Origin of the sequence: Vibrio sp. 10N.261.46.A3 (genome assembly GCF_041472995.1) — a bacterium.
Taxonomy (GTDB): Bacteria; Pseudomonadota; Gammaproteobacteria; order Enterobacterales; family Vibrionaceae; genus Vibrio; species Vibrio coralliirubri.
On sequence record NZ_JBFRRH010000021.1, the window covers coordinates 21,102 to 35,597 of the forward strand.

At 44.8% G+C, this 14,496-nt stretch carries 15 protein-coding genes; 12 read left to right on the plus strand and 3 right to left on the minus strand.

Annotated elements, in window-relative coordinates; translation table 11 throughout:
* Positions 1-32: 32 nt before the first annotated feature.
* From AB4484_RS05025 to norW, 4 genes are all read left to right on the plus strand, one after another.
* Positions 33-899: a glycerol kinase gene (locus tag AB4484_RS05025; protein ID WP_248336358.1), complete on the plus strand. Its 867-nt coding sequence runs from the start codon at positions 33-35 to the stop codon at positions 897-899.
* Positions 900-1,190: 291 nt separating this feature from the next.
* On the plus strand, positions 1,191-1,847 hold the full coding sequence (locus tag AB4484_RS05030) for a nitroreductase family protein (protein WP_048610277.1): 657 nt from the start codon (positions 1,191-1,193) through the stop codon (positions 1,845-1,847).
* 276 nt (positions 1,848-2,123) lie between these two features.
* Positions 2,124-3,623, plus strand: a complete 1,500-nt coding sequence (norV, locus tag AB4484_RS05035; protein WP_372076746.1) for an anaerobic nitric oxide reductase flavorubredoxin — start codon at positions 2,124-2,126, stop codon at positions 3,621-3,623.
* A 1-nt stretch (position 3,624) separates the two neighbouring features.
* Positions 3,625-4,794, plus strand: coding sequence for an NADH:flavorubredoxin reductase NorW (norW, locus tag AB4484_RS05040; RefSeq protein WP_248336356.1), 1,170 nt, complete (start codon positions 3,625-3,627; stop codon positions 4,792-4,794).
* Positions 4,795-4,995: 201 nt separating this feature from the next.
* Here norW and gltS read toward each other — a convergent pair whose 3' ends face one another.
* Positions 4,996-6,222: a sodium/glutamate symporter gene (gene gltS / locus AB4484_RS05045; RefSeq protein ID WP_048610056.1), complete on the minus strand. Its 1,227-nt coding sequence runs from the start codon at positions 6,220-6,222 to the stop codon at positions 4,996-4,998.
* A gap of 316 nt (positions 6,223-6,538) precedes the next feature.
* Positions 6,539-6,895, minus strand: a complete 357-nt coding sequence (locus AB4484_RS05050) for a YibL family ribosome-associated protein (protein ID WP_017060971.1) — start codon at positions 6,893-6,895, stop codon at positions 6,539-6,541.
* Between the two features lie 326 nt (positions 6,896-7,221).
* Here AB4484_RS05050 and AB4484_RS05055 point away from each other — a divergent pair, with 326 nt between their 5' ends.
* On the plus strand, positions 7,222-8,019 hold the full coding sequence (locus tag AB4484_RS05055; protein WP_372076748.1) for a DUF4344 domain-containing metallopeptidase: 798 nt from the start codon (positions 7,222-7,224) through the stop codon (positions 8,017-8,019).
* 105 nt (positions 8,020-8,124) lie between these two features.
* On the opposite strand, the gene AB4484_RS05060 is transcribed toward AB4484_RS05055, so the two are convergent.
* Positions 8,125-8,511 (minus strand): tautomerase family protein, encoded by a 387-nt coding sequence (locus tag AB4484_RS05060; protein ID WP_017070218.1) that lies wholly within the window; start codon positions 8,509-8,511, stop codon positions 8,125-8,127.
* Between the two features lie 252 nt (positions 8,512-8,763).
* Here AB4484_RS05060 and AB4484_RS05065 point away from each other — a divergent pair, with 252 nt between their 5' ends.
* The 7 genes from AB4484_RS05065 to AB4484_RS05095 all read left to right on the plus strand — a co-directional run bounded on the left by AB4484_RS05065 (position 8,764) and on the right by AB4484_RS05095 (position 14,495).
* A complete protein-coding gene (locus AB4484_RS05065; RefSeq protein WP_333008255.1) occupies positions 8,764-9,384 on the plus strand; it encodes an LON peptidase substrate-binding domain-containing protein in 621 nt (206 codons plus the stop codon).
* Between the two features lie 110 nt (positions 9,385-9,494).
* Positions 9,495-10,142 (plus strand): sigma-70 family RNA polymerase sigma factor, encoded by a 648-nt coding sequence (locus tag AB4484_RS05070; RefSeq protein WP_017060967.1) that lies wholly within the window; start codon positions 9,495-9,497, stop codon positions 10,140-10,142.
* Complete coding sequence (locus AB4484_RS05075) at positions 10,135-10,815, plus strand: ChrR family anti-sigma-E factor (RefSeq protein WP_050651217.1); 681 nt, start codon at positions 10,135-10,137, stop codon at positions 10,813-10,815. The genes AB4484_RS05070 and AB4484_RS05075 overlap by 8 nt, the downstream gene beginning before the upstream one ends.
* A 143-nt stretch (positions 10,816-10,958) precedes the next feature.
* Positions 10,959-11,906 carry a DUF523 and DUF1722 domain-containing protein gene (locus tag AB4484_RS05080; RefSeq protein ID WP_050620197.1) on the plus strand — a complete coding sequence of 316 codons (948 nt, stop codon included), beginning with the start codon at positions 10,959-10,961 and terminating at the stop codon, positions 11,904-11,906.
* On the plus strand, positions 11,903-13,318 hold the full coding sequence (phrB, locus tag AB4484_RS05085) for a deoxyribodipyrimidine photo-lyase (RefSeq protein ID WP_333008260.1): 1,416 nt from the start codon (positions 11,903-11,905) through the stop codon (positions 13,316-13,318). Before AB4484_RS05080 ends, phrB begins: the two co-directional genes overlap by 4 nt.
* 14 nt (positions 13,319-13,332) lie before the next feature.
* On the plus strand, positions 13,333-13,764 hold the full coding sequence (locus tag AB4484_RS05090; RefSeq protein WP_017061283.1) for a nuclear transport factor 2 family protein: 432 nt from the start codon (positions 13,333-13,335) through the stop codon (positions 13,762-13,764).
* Entirely contained in the window at positions 13,764-14,495 is a 732-nt protein-coding gene (locus AB4484_RS05095) for an SDR family NAD(P)-dependent oxidoreductase (protein ID WP_248336350.1), read from the plus strand. The genes AB4484_RS05090 and AB4484_RS05095 overlap by 1 nt, the downstream gene beginning before the upstream one ends.
* Position 14,496 lies beyond the last annotated feature (1 nt).

Genomic DNA, 14,496 nt, shown 5'->3' on the forward strand with positions numbered 1-14,496 from the left:
CAGCTGATGACTCCGCTATTTGAGAAAAGACTATGTCAGACAAAATTTCCACATCCGCACTCGCTAAACAAAAAGGCATAGAAGCTAAAGCTTTATTTAGCGATCTAAAAACAGCGGGCTATATAGTGCGTTCACAAGAGCGTTGGATTCTCACAGAACGGGGAGAAAGCTTTGGTGGGGAATATGTCGAACACAAGAAGTTTGGTGTCTTTATTGTCTGGCCAGAGAAACTACTTATCGATTTGGACTCATTCTCAGGAAAAACACTAACTGCGACTCAACTGGGTAGTGCTTTTCAACTTAGCGCAAAGAAGATCAACTTATTGCTCAATGAACTTGGTTGGATAACAAAAGAAGAAGACGGTTGGCATGTCACCTCTACAGGCTTAAAAGCCGGTGGTGAACAAAGAGAAGATAAAGCGACTCAAAACTTATTCGTGGTATGGCACGACTCACTGGTTCGCAATAAACGTTTGAAGCAGTCTGTTGTTGAATTCCTAGGGCATGATGCTGAAAGCCACTCGACCGATGTGTCATTCTCCAGTTTTCGTCAGAAATTTGAGGCGAAGCACCGAAGCTTAGATGGGCATTATGTTCGTTCAAAGGGAGAACTGATCATCGATAACTGGCTTTATATGGCAGGAGTGGTTCATGCGTACGAGCGTCCGCTACCAATATCAAAAGAAGTGATCAGCGATTTTTATCTACCAAGTGGCAAAGTATACATCCAGTTCTGGGGAACCGATTCTGCGCCAATCGCCGAAGATAAACGTGAAGCGACGAGAAAAATCTATGAAGATCATGGTTTTGGTTTAATCGAAATTACGCCAGAAGATATCCCCAACCTAGACAGCGTACTTCCGCCATTATTGCGCCAATATGGTATCAAGGCTTACTAAGCTACTGAATCTAGAGATTCCACCTCCATTAAGATCACATTTATCGAATCATTATGGACATTATTAACCATAGTGATTTGATATGTTCGCTATTTTTCCCGAGTCATTCTTCTATTATCTTACACCCATCGACTTGAGCTACCGCAGATACTCGATTTATTGGGGCATGTTCGATAACTATTTAGACGTTCAATCTATAGAGATTCGTTTAAATTCGTTATCCGTTTATTGTTGACGTGACTGAACATAAAACCCTACAACATTTATTATTGATAGATATTAGGATTCAACATGACTCATCCAATCATTACTGATCTAAACACTCGTTACACAGCTAAAAAATACGATGCAGAAAAACGCATCTCTGCGGAAGACATGGAAGTAATCAAAGAAGCACTTCGCTTGTCAGCTTCTTCTATCAACTCTCAGCCTTGGAAATTCATCATCATTGAGAGTGACGCAGCAAAACAACGCTTCCACAATACTTTCGAAAACATGTTCCAGTTTAACCAACCACATGCGAAAGAAGCGTCACACACGATCCTGTTTGCTCACGATCCTAAGTACACTAAAGAGAAATTCGCGAAGCGTGCTGATACAGAAGTAAGCTCTGGTCACCTACCAGCTGAAATGTACGAGCAATTCTTAGGTGCTTACGCATTCGCAGAAATGAACACAGACGAAACAGGTTTCAACGGTAACTGGACTAAGTCTCAAGTTTACATCGCACTAGGTAACACACTGCACACACTAGCTCGCCTAGGTATCGCTTCAACACCTATGGAAGGTGTAGATGCAGCTATGATCAGCGAAGAGTTTGCTGACGAACTAGAAGGTCACATTGTTGATGTAGCGCTAGCTATCGGCTACCACAAAGACGGCGAAGACTACAACTACGGCAAACCAAAAGCGCGCCTAGCTCTTGATGAAGTCATTACTACGCTGTAATAGACACTGATCTGTAATAGCTGACACAAACAAATCGCACTGCTTTATTTGGCCAGACGCTCGCTGGCCTTTTTTATATCTGTTATTTATCCAAGCCACTACCCACCAAAAAGTCATAAAGACACATTAAATTCAATATGATTACAAAAACCAACAAGTCATAAAGACACAAATTAGAGCTCAAAAAGCAAACAAACACAATTAAAACAACAATTTAAAAATGTGGCACGACTAGTGCAATGAGAGCCTTAGATATTTCAATAAGGTATTATCATTATGACTATTCACGTTAAATCAAATGTTCATTGGGTCGGCGTCCACGATTGGGAAACCGAGCATTTCCACGGTAAGGAATACCACATGAACAAAGGTACGAGCTATAACTCGTACCTGATCCGTGAAGAGAATACAGTGCTTGTCGATACTGTCGATCATCGCTTTACTGAGCAATTCCTTGCAAACCTAGAGATGGAAATCGATATCAACGAGATCGACTACATCATTTGCCAGCACGCCGAAGAAGACCACTCAGGCGCGCTCTCTGCGCTGCTTGCTAAAATTCCGAACACGCCGGTTTATTGTACTGAAGCTGGAGTGACCTCCATTGTTGGTCATCACCACCAACCAGACTGGAATTTCAGAACCGTCAAAACCGGTGACACTCTTGATGTCGGTAACGGCAAGCAACTTATCTTCGTTGAGATGAAAATGCTGCACTGGCCAGACTCAATGGCAACTTACCTAACTGGTGATGAAATCCTGTTTAGTAACGACGCTTTCGGCCAACACTACTGCGACGAAAATCTATTCAATGACCAGCTAGACCAAGTTGAACTACATGAACAGTGTCTGCGTTACTTCTCGAATATCCTGACGCCGTTTGCGCCGCTGGTTAAAGCAAAGATTGAAGAAGTGCTGAGCTTAGGCGTGCCGATCGATGTTATCGCAACCTCTCACGGTTGTATTTGGCGTGACAATGCGACTCAAATCGTTGAGCAATATTACGAGTGGTCGAAAGCCTACAAAGAAGATCGCATCACGATTGTCTACGACACCATGTCCAACAACACTCGCATGATGGCTGATGCTATCGCGAAGGGTATCCGCAAAGGCAGCCCAGAAACGGCAATCAAGGTGTTCAATATTTCTAAGCACGACAAGAATGACATCCTTGCCAATGTCTTCCGCTCAAAGGGTGTGCTTGTTGGGTCATCGACCATGAACAACGTGATGATGCCGCAAATCGCCGCGCTACTTGAAGAAATACACGGCCTGCGCTTTGCAGGAAAAAGAGCCGCAGCATTTGGCTCTTCAGGTTGGACTGGCGGCGCAGTAAAACGCATCGATGCTCGCTTACGTGAAGCCAACTTCGAGGTGAGCGCACCTCAGCACATCCACTGGAAACCAGATACAGACGCACTTCGTCAATGTATTGACTACGGGATGACACTGGCCGAAGTTTGGCGCACCGATGCGGACGAGGTTAGTGAGCCTAAACAAGTTGAGCGCAACGTTCAACGTATTGAATCAGCACCGACAAGCACCCCAACAGAGCTAAAAGACACGACAGAGCAGAAGTCAGAAGAAGCGCAAGATAAGCCTGTACATAGCGCAGATTGCACTTGCTGGCGCTGTACTGTGTGTGAATGGGTGTACGACCCACAGTTAGGTGAACCCTACCAAGGCGTTGAACCGGGAACACCTTGGGCACAAGTGCCAGATGATTTCCTTTGCCCTGAATGCCATTTAGGTAAAGAAGTGTTTGTGGAGAAGTAACATGTCGAACATTGTGATTGTGGGCGGTGGTTTCGCCGCCCTACAAACCATAAAGATGGTACGTAAAATTGACCAAGATGTCGCGATTACCATGATCACGGCAGATGCAGGGGTTGAGTACAGTAAGCCGAATCTTTCACACGTATTCAGCCAGGCTCAAACACCACAGTCGTTAGCCGTTAATAACGCTCAGCAATTGGCTGAGCAGTACAACGTAGTCATCAAAACCAAGGCTTTCGTCAGTGAAATCGATACTAAGCAGCAGTGTGTTCATGTTGACGGGCAAATTATTCACTATTCGAAGTTGGTATTAGCGACTGGCGCAACGCCCTTCATACCACCAGCGGAAGGGCTTAAACGCAGCGCGACCATTACTCTCAATAGCTTGGAAGAGTTCGAAAAACACAAGGCTCAGGTTGATGACGCACAACGTATCACTGTGATTGGTGGAGGCTTGATTGGGGTCGAGCTTGCATTCGACCTTCAAACTGCGGGCAAAGATGTCACGATTATCGAACCCGCAAGTTATCTATTGAACAGCCTTGTGCCGCCTTTCGTTTCACTTGAGTTGGAAAGGGAGCTGACAAAAGCAGGGGTTACCGTCGAAACCGACTCGGCGATTTGTCGAGCGACTTACCTCCACGATGGAGTCAGGCTACAAACTACCGCCTCTCGATTAATACGAGCAGATATCGTTATTGCCGCAGCAGGATTAAGGCCAAATACGGCTTTAGCCACGCAAGCGGGAATAGAGGTCAACAGAGGCATTGTGGTCAATGACACCCTGAAAACCAGCGCCAACAATGTGTATGCGATTGGTGATTGCGCTGAAATTGAAGGTCGTGTGATGGCCTACTTACAGCCAGCAATCTTGTCGGCAAACGTGTTGGCGAAGCAGCTGACTATGGATAAAGGAGAGATCAAAGTGGGCGATGCAAAGCTCAGCTTGCCTCATATGATCACCAAGGTGAAAACACCGAGTTACCCTATTCAGCTGGCAGGGCGCGATATTCACACAGCTCAGAGCTGGGAAACTCGATTCGATCCTAAAGGCATTGTCGCCAAAGGCTTCAATGAAGATAACCAGTTGGTTGGATTCATTGTCACGGGAGAGCACATCAAGGCTGCATTTCCTTTACTAAAGGAGTTGCAAATAAGTTCACCATCATAAGTACAAAGGTGTAAAAGCAGTCGACTCATTACATAGTTCGGCTGTATTCAACACAAAAATGCACATCAAATTCGGGAAAATTTGATGCTTATACTAGAGCAACTCGAGTATAAGCAAGCAATAAAAAAGCCAGTCAACAGGCTGGCTTTCTTGTATTCATCTTAGTGCGATGAGCTTATCGCACTTAAGCAAAGGCGAACATTAACCTATAAACGAGATGTAACCTTGAAGGATAATCAGGTTAACGATATCGATAAAGAAGGCACCAACAATTGGCACAACCATGAAGGCTTGTGGCGATGGACCGTATCGATTCACCAAAGAGCCCATGTTCATTACTGCCGTTGGTGTTGCACCTAGGCCGAAACCACAGTGACCACCCGCCATAACCGCTGCGTCGTAGTTAGAACCCATTACTTTGAACGTCACAAAGTAAGAGAAGATACCTAACACCACCGCCTGAACCGCAAGAATAGCCAAGAACGGAATCGCAAGATCAAAGATGTTCCAAAGCTTAAGGCTCATTAGCGCCATTGCTAGGAACAGTGACAATGACACCGTACCAAGAATATCGACCGTTTCGCTGTCAGTCTTATGCAGCTTAGTCACTTCAAACACGTTAGTGATGAACACACCGATAAACAACGCGTAAACGAAGTCAGGAATCATCAACCAAGAAATTTCAAAAGTCGCCACCCACTGCTCTAGGTACTTCGCACCCGTGATACAGATAAGAAGGATGAACAACACTTCAATCACCTTCTTCGCCGTCACTTTGTCTTCTTCATACTCGTTGTAAGTAACAAGTTCAGGGAAGCGCTCGTGCGTTTGCGTGCCAGTGCCGTACTCAGATTCAAGCTGGTTTTTATCAATCAGCTTTTGCGCCACTGGGCTACCGATAATACCACCGATGATCAAACCAAAGGTCGCTGAAGCCATTGCGATTTCTAGCGTATTTGCAATGCCAAACGTGTCTGCAAAGGTTTGAGACCAAGCCGCGCCTGTACCGTGACCACCCGAAAGCGTGATAGAGCCAGCAATCAAACCCATCAAGGGTTCAAGGCCTAGTGCCGTTGCTAAGGTTACGCCTACACCGTTTTGGATAATGATGTAAACCGACGCTACCCCTAAGAATAGGAATACCTTAGCACCACCTTTTATCAGCTGCGTGTAGTTCGCCGCAAGGCCGACCGTTGCAAAGAACATCAACATAAACGTGTTCTGCAGGGGCAAAGAAAACTCAAGGTCAAGGCCGTTAAAGTGCAGGGCTGTAATAGCAAAAGCGACAATCAAGCCGCCGACAATGGGCTCTGGAATGTTGTACTTTTTGAGAATCGGAAGCTTTGCATTGACGAAATGACCTAGAAACAAAACACTAATCGCGATTAGGAAGGATTCTAATGGTCCAATTGAAATTAATTGATTCATATAACCTCTATTTTTTTACGTTCTCATCTTCCCTAATGAGTCTAGTTTTATCTGTAATTATTTGTGCTGCTCTACCTATATTTATACAAACTGGAGAGAAAGTGTGGATTCGAAAAGCGAACACATTACTGCGATCGCTTAGTGCCATGTTAGTAGCACGTTAACTTTTATAGGAGATAAAAGGATTTGTGACAACAATCACCTCCTAAAAGTTGAAAACGGCGTGAGTATCTATGCCGCTGACTCTGCTTTCTTAATACCTAAAAAAGCAAAAAGGAGCTATTTCTAGCTCCTCTTTCATCACCATCGCTGGTAATTAGAATTTTTTCGGTGCGTAACCCGTCATAACCTCAATGCGAAGTTCTTTACCGATCTTCGTCATTGGGTGAACAATTACGAGTCCTTTAACAGACTTTTTAAGTTTACCCATATCCGCTTGCTCAGCCTTAGTGATTTCACGGCTAAATGGCATATCAACCAGAGACTTACGCTCTTGGTTCACATCGTAGCTTTCTTTGTGTTTAAGCTGGGCAATTTTCTTAGTTAGCTTCTTAATCTCTTCCTCGAACTGACGAACAACAGGACGATCATTACGAGTTTTAGCAGCATCTAACTTGTGGCGACACTTGTCTAGACGGTTGTTAATTTGTTGAAGTTCGTTTTTAACACTCATAATAATTTCCTAAGATTAAACAAGCCAATTCGGATTGGGGCGCGGAGTATAGCACAAGGGTTCTGTTGAACCGAAATTTATCTGTTAATTACCAACAGAAACGAATCACATAGATACCGCTCATTCAGCTCACCTATTCTTTGTGGCGAAACGCTAAGCGGATTATTCATTGATAGGATAGCGCCTACATCAAAAATTGCAGTCCTCGATGCATCAAAATTCCGTCTAAACTTATACTCTAACGCAATAACTAAATCAGGGTACACAGCTTGGAGTTGTTACCCCCAGCACGACTCTGATTCACCACGTAATCACAAGGATAGCCGATGACATTATTGAAACGAACATTGACCTGCAGCCTAGCCTTAAGTGCAATGTTTGCCACAACTTATGCATCTAGTGAACAAACCACCCAAAGTAACCTAATCGTCGAGTACTCTACACCGCAAAATACCGAAGAAGAGCAGCTCAAACGAGAGATTCAAAGCAGTGGCGTTAATGACACCGTGGTCGACCTATCAAACCAACTGTTCATGTTTGAGAAGCCATTAACCATTCAATATGGCGGGGAAGAAGGACCACTCTACGATCCGCAAACCCATCAAGTGCTGATCCCTTACAGTTTTTACGCTGAGTCATTCCATTATTTCGAGAAGAACCAATACGAAAAAGAGTATGGGAAATCTGCGCAAACCGGCGCTATTGATACCTTGCTGCACACCCTACTACACGAAGCTGGGCATGCGTATATCGAAGATCAGAACATTGCCATATTGGGTAAAGAAGAAGATGCGGTTGATAACCTAGCAACCGTGCTACTGCTTAACTACGTAGAGCATGGGGCTGATGCCGCTATCAGCGCTGCTGACATGTTCGCTTTCGAGTCAGAAGACCGCCCGGAGTATTACGACTTGGGGGAATACATCGACGAGCACAGTTTCGACCTGCAGCGTTACTTCTCCACGTTATGCTTAGTGTATGGCAGCGATCCTGATGCCTATAAAAACTTGCTCGATGAAGTGGAAAACGACTATTTGAAAGACAGAAAAGAGTTCTGCGTTGAGCACTTTGACGTGATCAATGAAAATTGGCATCAGTATTTGAAAGAGAGTGACGATGCTTAGGTGCTGAAAGGTTAGTGTCGAGAACGAGACAAAACGGCTTGGGCATCAAATTCCAAAGCCGTCACTCGATAGGTTTGCTTAAGTCTTACGTGTTAAGAGTTAACCCTAGACCTTCACTTTATACTTCAGATCTTGAGCTTCATCGCCGGTCATGCCTCGAAATCCCCAGCAGTGCGATGGCTGCTCCTTAATGGTGATTTCAATATCAATTGGAGAGATAGCTAACTGCTTCTCTATCTCAGAAAATATCTTCTTGATTAAGCGCTTTTTGGTATTTACCGCTCGACCTTCCATCATGTTGATCTCAATGACGGTATAAGCTTCTGTTCTTCCTTCTGGGTAAAAGAAGTCATCTCGTTCCAATGGCACAAACCGATGTGCTCGCTTGTCATCGGGTAAACCCATTTCACTGTTTAAGCACTGCTGCAACACATTAGAGAGCTGCAACTTAATTGGATTTAAGCACTCTTTGATACCATAAATAACAATCATGACCATTCCTTTGATGCGATGTTAGGTATAGAAGAACGTCAGATAGAAGCATCGCCTGGCGACTACCCATTCGCTTACTATTTGTACACATATTACCTAATGACGCGTATGAGAAAAGGTAAAAACAATGAATTTATGAACAGGTGCAACAAAATACTTATCCCTTTGCCAACATAAGCCGAAGCGAATTGATCGAACACCACCCTCCCCGCGTATATCTTCTCAAATCACATTTGAACTAAGGAGTACTATGTGCCGAATTCACCTAGGAAGACCACGCGGACAAACGCCGAACCAGAAACACCCGTAGAGTCTTCTCTGGAGCTCGCAGTGTTTCCCCTCCCCATCTTCCTTCTACCGGGAGGCAGACAAAGACTGCGCATTTTTGAGCCAAAGTACCTCGCGATGGTTGCTCACGCAGCGCAGGGCGATGGTTTCATTATCGCCACTCAAGATAACTCTAACTCTGAGCATCTTAGTTCTTGGGGAACAAAAGTGACAATCGTCGACTTCAATATGTCGGACGACCAGATCTTAGAAATTGATGTCGAAGGCGAAAAGTTGGTGCAATTGCATGGTTCGTTTCGAGACGACGATGAACTGATTAAAAGCCAATTCAGCTTGTTGCCTCACTGGCCTACCGATGAATATAAAGTGCCCAACGTGTTTACCGCATTTTTGGTTCAGTTGTTTCGCGACCACGATTCGATAAGAACACTCTATCCCACTCCTGATTTTGAGAGCCCACAATGGATCTGTGCGCGATTGCTCGAAATGATGCCTATCCCACTGGAAAAGAAAACAGAATTTACTGAGCCAGCCAGTTTTCCGTCTCTAGTTCCTTTTTTGAATCAAATCATTACGGGGCAATAAGCACCTTTCTTCACTATAATTTTGTATAGTGGAAATTAATTTAAATTAAAGTGATCCCGACTTTCTCCTTTCACGTAGTGCCTATCAAATTCGCATGATGGTTAGTTACTATGCAAGTGGAAAGCAGAAGTTCAGGGAACGGCAAGGAGCATGTCATTATTCCCGATAACAAAGTACCTACAGACAACAAAGTACCGACAGAGCTCTCGAGCTGGTTGGTGTTGGTTGGTACCGACCGAGACAAGCAGGCATTCACCTGTTTGTTTAAGTTCTTCGCTCCTAAGATTAAGCGTTTTGGCATTAGTAAGTTAGGCGGCGAAGCGGCTGCCAACGAGCTAGTTCAAGACACGATGACTAATGTTTGGAAGAAAGCACATCTCTACAATGTAGATAAAGGCGCTGCGACCACTTGGGTCTACACGGTAATGCGTAATGCAGCGTTCGATATGTTGCGTAAAGTGAAAGCGAAAGCCGAACAAACGATAGCCGACGATATCTGGCCGATAGATGCGATGGTAGCCGAATCTCAAAGTGAAGATTTGCCATTCGGTGATCATTTGATGAGCCGACACGTAATGACTCAAATAGAGAAATTGCCTCTTGCTCAGAAAACCATCGTCAAAGGCGTCTATTTTCAAGAGCTCTCTCAAGAGCAACTCGCTCAGCAACTTGGCGTCCCACTTGGAACTGTGAAATCACGTCTGAGACTCGCTTTAGCCAAATTAAAAGTTCACATGGGGGAACAAGACCATGATTAAACATCACCCAAACGCGGCAATCTTGAAAGACTTCGTCGATGGCACGCTGGCTGATTCAGTTTCTTTGATTGTTTCTAGCCATGTAGAACTGTGTGAACACTGCCAACAACAAGTTAAGCAGCTTACCGCTGAAGCGGCGAATAGTGCATTTGACGCAGAGCCAGTCTTCTCAAATGAAGATCTAGACAACTTCTCAATGGACGACATGGACTTTGATTTTGACGCGATTGAGCAAATCACAGCCGATGCTTCACAGTCAGTTGAAGTGACTCCAGAGGTTCAGAAAGTAACCGTCGCAGACACAACATTCACAATTCCTCGCGCCCTCAACTCAGTCGCGAGAAAGGACTGGATGAACCTAGGCAAAATTTCACGAGCAAGACTCGATTTTGCTGACGAAGCACACCACACCAGCTTGTTGCACATCGACAAAGATGGACAAGTGCCTTGTCACACCCACAAAGGCTTCGAGATCACGCTTCTTCTAGAAGGCAGTTTCGAAGACGAAATGGGTGTCTACAACAAAGGTGACTTCATCTGGTTGGACGGCAATCACACTCATCAACCTGCAACAAAAGAAGGTTGTGTCTGTTTAACCGTTTCAAGTGATGCGTTGTACTTCACTAAAGGCGTGAGTCAACTGTTCAACCCACTAGGTAAATACATTTATTAGATTGAAGTATTTACTGGGCTCGTCACAAGACTCGCACAGTTGGCTAGGTAGAAAAGTAAAAACCGAACTAAAGTAATGTGGAATAAGCAACAAACCACATAATATAAGAATAACGATGAGCAATGATCGTAAGGAATTGACCAATGGATAAAAAAATAAAAATAGGCATCAGTGCATGTGTCGCCGGTCATAAAGTTCGGTTCGATACTGGACACAAACGTTCTCGCTTTTGCACAGACGATCTTGCGGATTACGTAGAGTTAGAACCGGTTTGTCCTGAAATGGGCGTCGGCCTTCCAACTCCTCGCCCAACCATTCGTCAAACAAGAATGTTAGATGACATCATTCACGTTTCTCGCCCAGATGGTTCAGGTGATGTGACCAACGAACTGATCGAGTTCGGTCAAAACTACTCAAAGAACAACCAACACATTGCTGGCTTTATTGTGTGTCAAAAAAGCCCAACCTGTGGAATGGAACGCGTGAAGGTATACCACCACCATGGTCGCGGCTCTGAATCGACTGGTGTAGGCATGTTCACCCAACAAATTATGGACGGTAACCCGTTACTTCCCGTTGAAGAAAACGGCCGCCTTAACGATCCCATTTTGCGTGAAAACTTCATGACTCGAGTGTTCACTTATCAAAAATGGCTCGATCTTGTGGATGAAGGTGTGACTAAACACAAACTGATTCAGTTCCACAGCGCTCACAAGTACTTAGTCATGTGTCACCACGTTGAGGGATACAAAAGTTTGGGCAAACTGTTAGCGGGTAATGAGTTAGACATCGACGAATTGGCGGCTCAATACATCGAAGGTTTGATGAAGGCGTTATCGCATCATGCTAATCGAGGCAGTCACGCCAATACGCTGCATCACTTGCAAGGTTACTTTAAGAAACAACTGAGTAGCGCTCACAAGCAAGAACTCACCAACCAGATAGATTCTTTCAGAGAGGGCGTGATTCCACTGCTAGTGCCGCTGACACTGATCAATCACTACCTAATGGAATACCCAAACGAGTACTTGGAATCACAGGTTTACCTAAACCCTCACCCACAAGAACTTAAGCTGAGATACGGATATTGAGCGACATTTTATGGATACGACGAGACCTGAGGATTCACGATAACCCAGCTCTCGTCGCAGCAATTGAAAACGGCGTATCTATCGCCGTTTTTATTTCAACCCCACAGCAATGGCAGCAACACCACCTTGCACCAATCAAAGCTGATTTCATCTATCGTCATCTAAAACAACTCGATTCCCAGCTCGCTGAATTTGGGATGACTTTGCTTCATCTGAAAGCGACCGATTTTGACGACCAATCCAGACAGCTCATCGACTTATGCCAGCAGCTTGATGCCAAGTGCGTCTACGCAAACTCTGAGCCTGAGGTCGATGAACAGGCTCGCGATAAAAAGCTAATTTCAAGCGGCTTAAACCTCAAGATCAGCGATTGTGACGTTATGCTGCCACTCGGTAGCGTTCTCAACAAACAAGGCGAGATGTTCAAAGTTTTTACGCCCTTTAAGAACGCTTGGTTAAAAGAAGTTCAGGTGAAAGGCATCATCTGCAGTCCAGCTCCTGTCGAGTCAGCTGAACGTTTACAAACACAGCTTCCTGACGACTTACAAGCCTTAACCCTCTCCGTTGACTATGATTTCGACTTTCCTCGTGTGGATTCGAGTCGCTGGCCATTAAGCCAAGATGTATTGGGCAATGTGATCCCCAATTTCTTAGGCAATAAAGTCAACGACTACGCACGTCTGAGAGACATTCCCTCAGTTAAAGGGACATCAGGGCTATCACCTTATTTAGCGATTGGCGCCGTGAGCCCACGTTGGTTAGCGATTCAATTGATTCAGCAACAACCCGATCTGTTATTTGATACGCAATTACCGGCCTTTTGTTGGCTCAATGAATTGATTTGGCGAGATTTTTATAAGCATTTGATGTTCCACCATCCTAAACTGGTTAAAGGTGCTAACTTTCAGCCAAAATACAATGGTTTAGATTGGTATCACGATCACCCTAGCTTCAAAGCTTGGTGCGAAGGAAAAACAGGATATCCATTGGTTGATGCAGCAATGCGTCAACTGGTTGAAACGGGCTGGATGCACAACAGGCTAAGAATGGTGGTGGCAAGCTTCCTAACCAAGCACCTGCTTATTGACTGGCGTTGGGGCGAACGTTTCTTTATGTCACACCTTATCGATGGTGACTTTAGTGCCAACAATGGTGGCTGGCAGTGGGCTTCAAGTACTGGCTGTGATGCTCAACCTTACTTCCGAATTTTCAATCCAATCACCCAGAGTGAAAAGTTTGATCCAAAAGGAATTTTTATTCGTAAGTACATACCAGAGCTGCAAAATATCCCAGATAAGCATGTGCATTTCCCACATGAATTTATCGCTAAAAACGGAATAGACAGCGAATACTGGCAACCCATCGTTGAGCATAAAGAAGCACGATTGAGAGCCTTAGCCTTCTTCAAATAATTAGAGTGAATATTATGGATAACTCTCTATGGCTTGATAACTTTCTCAACATGTATCGAGAACTCGGAACCGACAATTTCGACGTGCTTAAGACGGTTTATCACCCTGATATTGAATTCCAAGATCCGCTGCATCATGTCAGCGGTATTTCGGCGCTTACGCACTACTTCGAGAACCTCTACACCCAAGTAACCAGCTGTTACTTTCATATCGAACACACTTTCGAAGCGAACGACGAAGCTTCTGTTTACTGGACGATGCAGTTTGCTCACAAACAATTAAATGGGCAAAAGCCGATCGAAGTACAAGGACACAGCCACCTTAAGATGCTCGACGGTCAAGTGGTCTACCACAGAGACTATCTCGACGTCGGCTCTATGTTGTATGAACACATTCCAGTACTGGGCTGCGCGATCAAATCCATCAAAAAGAGGGCGAGCCGATAATGCGTATTATGATTACAGGCGCGACCTCAGGTATCGGCCAATCCCTAGCTAAAGATTACGCTCAGCAAGGACATCAGGTGATTGCTTGTGGCCGCAACTCAGACAAGCTGCAAGCCTTAGTTGATTCGCACGAGACAGACGTCGCGCATTCATCCATTACGCCGCTCTGTTTCGACCTGACTGATTACCACAACTTCCCAGAACTCGACCAAGACAAACCGCTCGACCTGCTGATTCTAAATGCGGGTGATTGTGAGTACATCGACGACCCAGTGAATTTTGATGCCGAGCTGTTCGAGCGCGTCATCAACATAAACCTAATTTCAATTGGCTACGCTCTTAAAGCCTGGTTAAAAAACATCAAGCCAGGCGGCCGTTTGGTTTTAGTCAGCTCCAGCGCCAGCTTTTTACCTTTGCCAAGAGCCGAGGCTTATGGCGCTTCAAAGGCAGCCCTCACCTACTTAGGCAGAACACTTTCGGTTGATCTGGCAACGCACAACATTCATGTCTCAATTGTGCACCCAGGCTTTGTTGAAACGCCATTAACCGAGCGAAATACGTTCTCTATGCCTATGATTATTAGTAGTGAGGCCGCAACTCAGCGAATCGTAAATGGTATCGCTCAAGGAAAGAGTGAAATTGATTTCCCAAGACGATTCATCATGTTGATGAAGCTACTAAGAATGCTTCCAACTCCAGTTTGGCAAAAACTCGCTTCAAGGATGGTATAAC

Excerpts from the sequence above, each read along its gene's own strand:
- AB4484_RS05025 (WP_248336358.1), top strand. The coding sequence starts at position 33 with ATGTCAGACAAAATTTCCACATCCGCACTCGCTAAACAAAAAGGCATA.
- AB4484_RS05030 (WP_048610277.1), top strand. The coding sequence starts at position 1,191 with ATGACTCATCCAATCATTACTGATCTAAACACTCGTTACACAGCTAAA.
- norV (WP_372076746.1), top strand. The coding sequence starts at position 2,124 with ATGACTATTCACGTTAAATCAAATGTTCATTGGGTCGGCGTCCACGAT.
- norW (WP_248336356.1), top strand. The coding sequence starts at position 3,625 with ATGTCGAACATTGTGATTGTGGGCGGTGGTTTCGCCGCCCTACAAACC.
- gltS (WP_048610056.1), bottom strand. The coding sequence starts at position 6,222 with ATGAATCAATTAATTTCAATTGGACCATTAGAATCCTTCCTAATCGCG.
- AB4484_RS05050 (WP_017060971.1), bottom strand. The coding sequence starts at position 6,895 with ATGAGTGTTAAAAACGAACTTCAACAAATTAACAACCGTCTAGACAAG.
- AB4484_RS05055 (WP_372076748.1), top strand. The coding sequence starts at position 7,222 with ATGACATTATTGAAACGAACATTGACCTGCAGCCTAGCCTTAAGTGCA.
- AB4484_RS05060 (WP_017070218.1), bottom strand. The coding sequence starts at position 8,511 with ATGATTGTTATTTATGGTATCAAAGAGTGCTTAAATCCAATTAAGTTG.
- AB4484_RS05070 (WP_017060967.1), top strand. The coding sequence starts at position 9,495 with ATGCAAGTGGAAAGCAGAAGTTCAGGGAACGGCAAGGAGCATGTCATT.
- AB4484_RS05075 (WP_050651217.1), top strand. The coding sequence starts at position 10,135 with ATGATTAAACATCACCCAAACGCGGCAATCTTGAAAGACTTCGTCGAT.
- AB4484_RS05080 (WP_050620197.1), top strand. The coding sequence starts at position 10,959 with ATGGATAAAAAAATAAAAATAGGCATCAGTGCATGTGTCGCCGGTCAT.
- AB4484_RS05090 (WP_017061283.1), top strand. The coding sequence starts at position 13,333 with ATGGATAACTCTCTATGGCTTGATAACTTTCTCAACATGTATCGAGAA.
- AB4484_RS05095 (WP_248336350.1), top strand. The coding sequence starts at position 13,764 with ATGCGTATTATGATTACAGGCGCGACCTCAGGTATCGGCCAATCCCTA.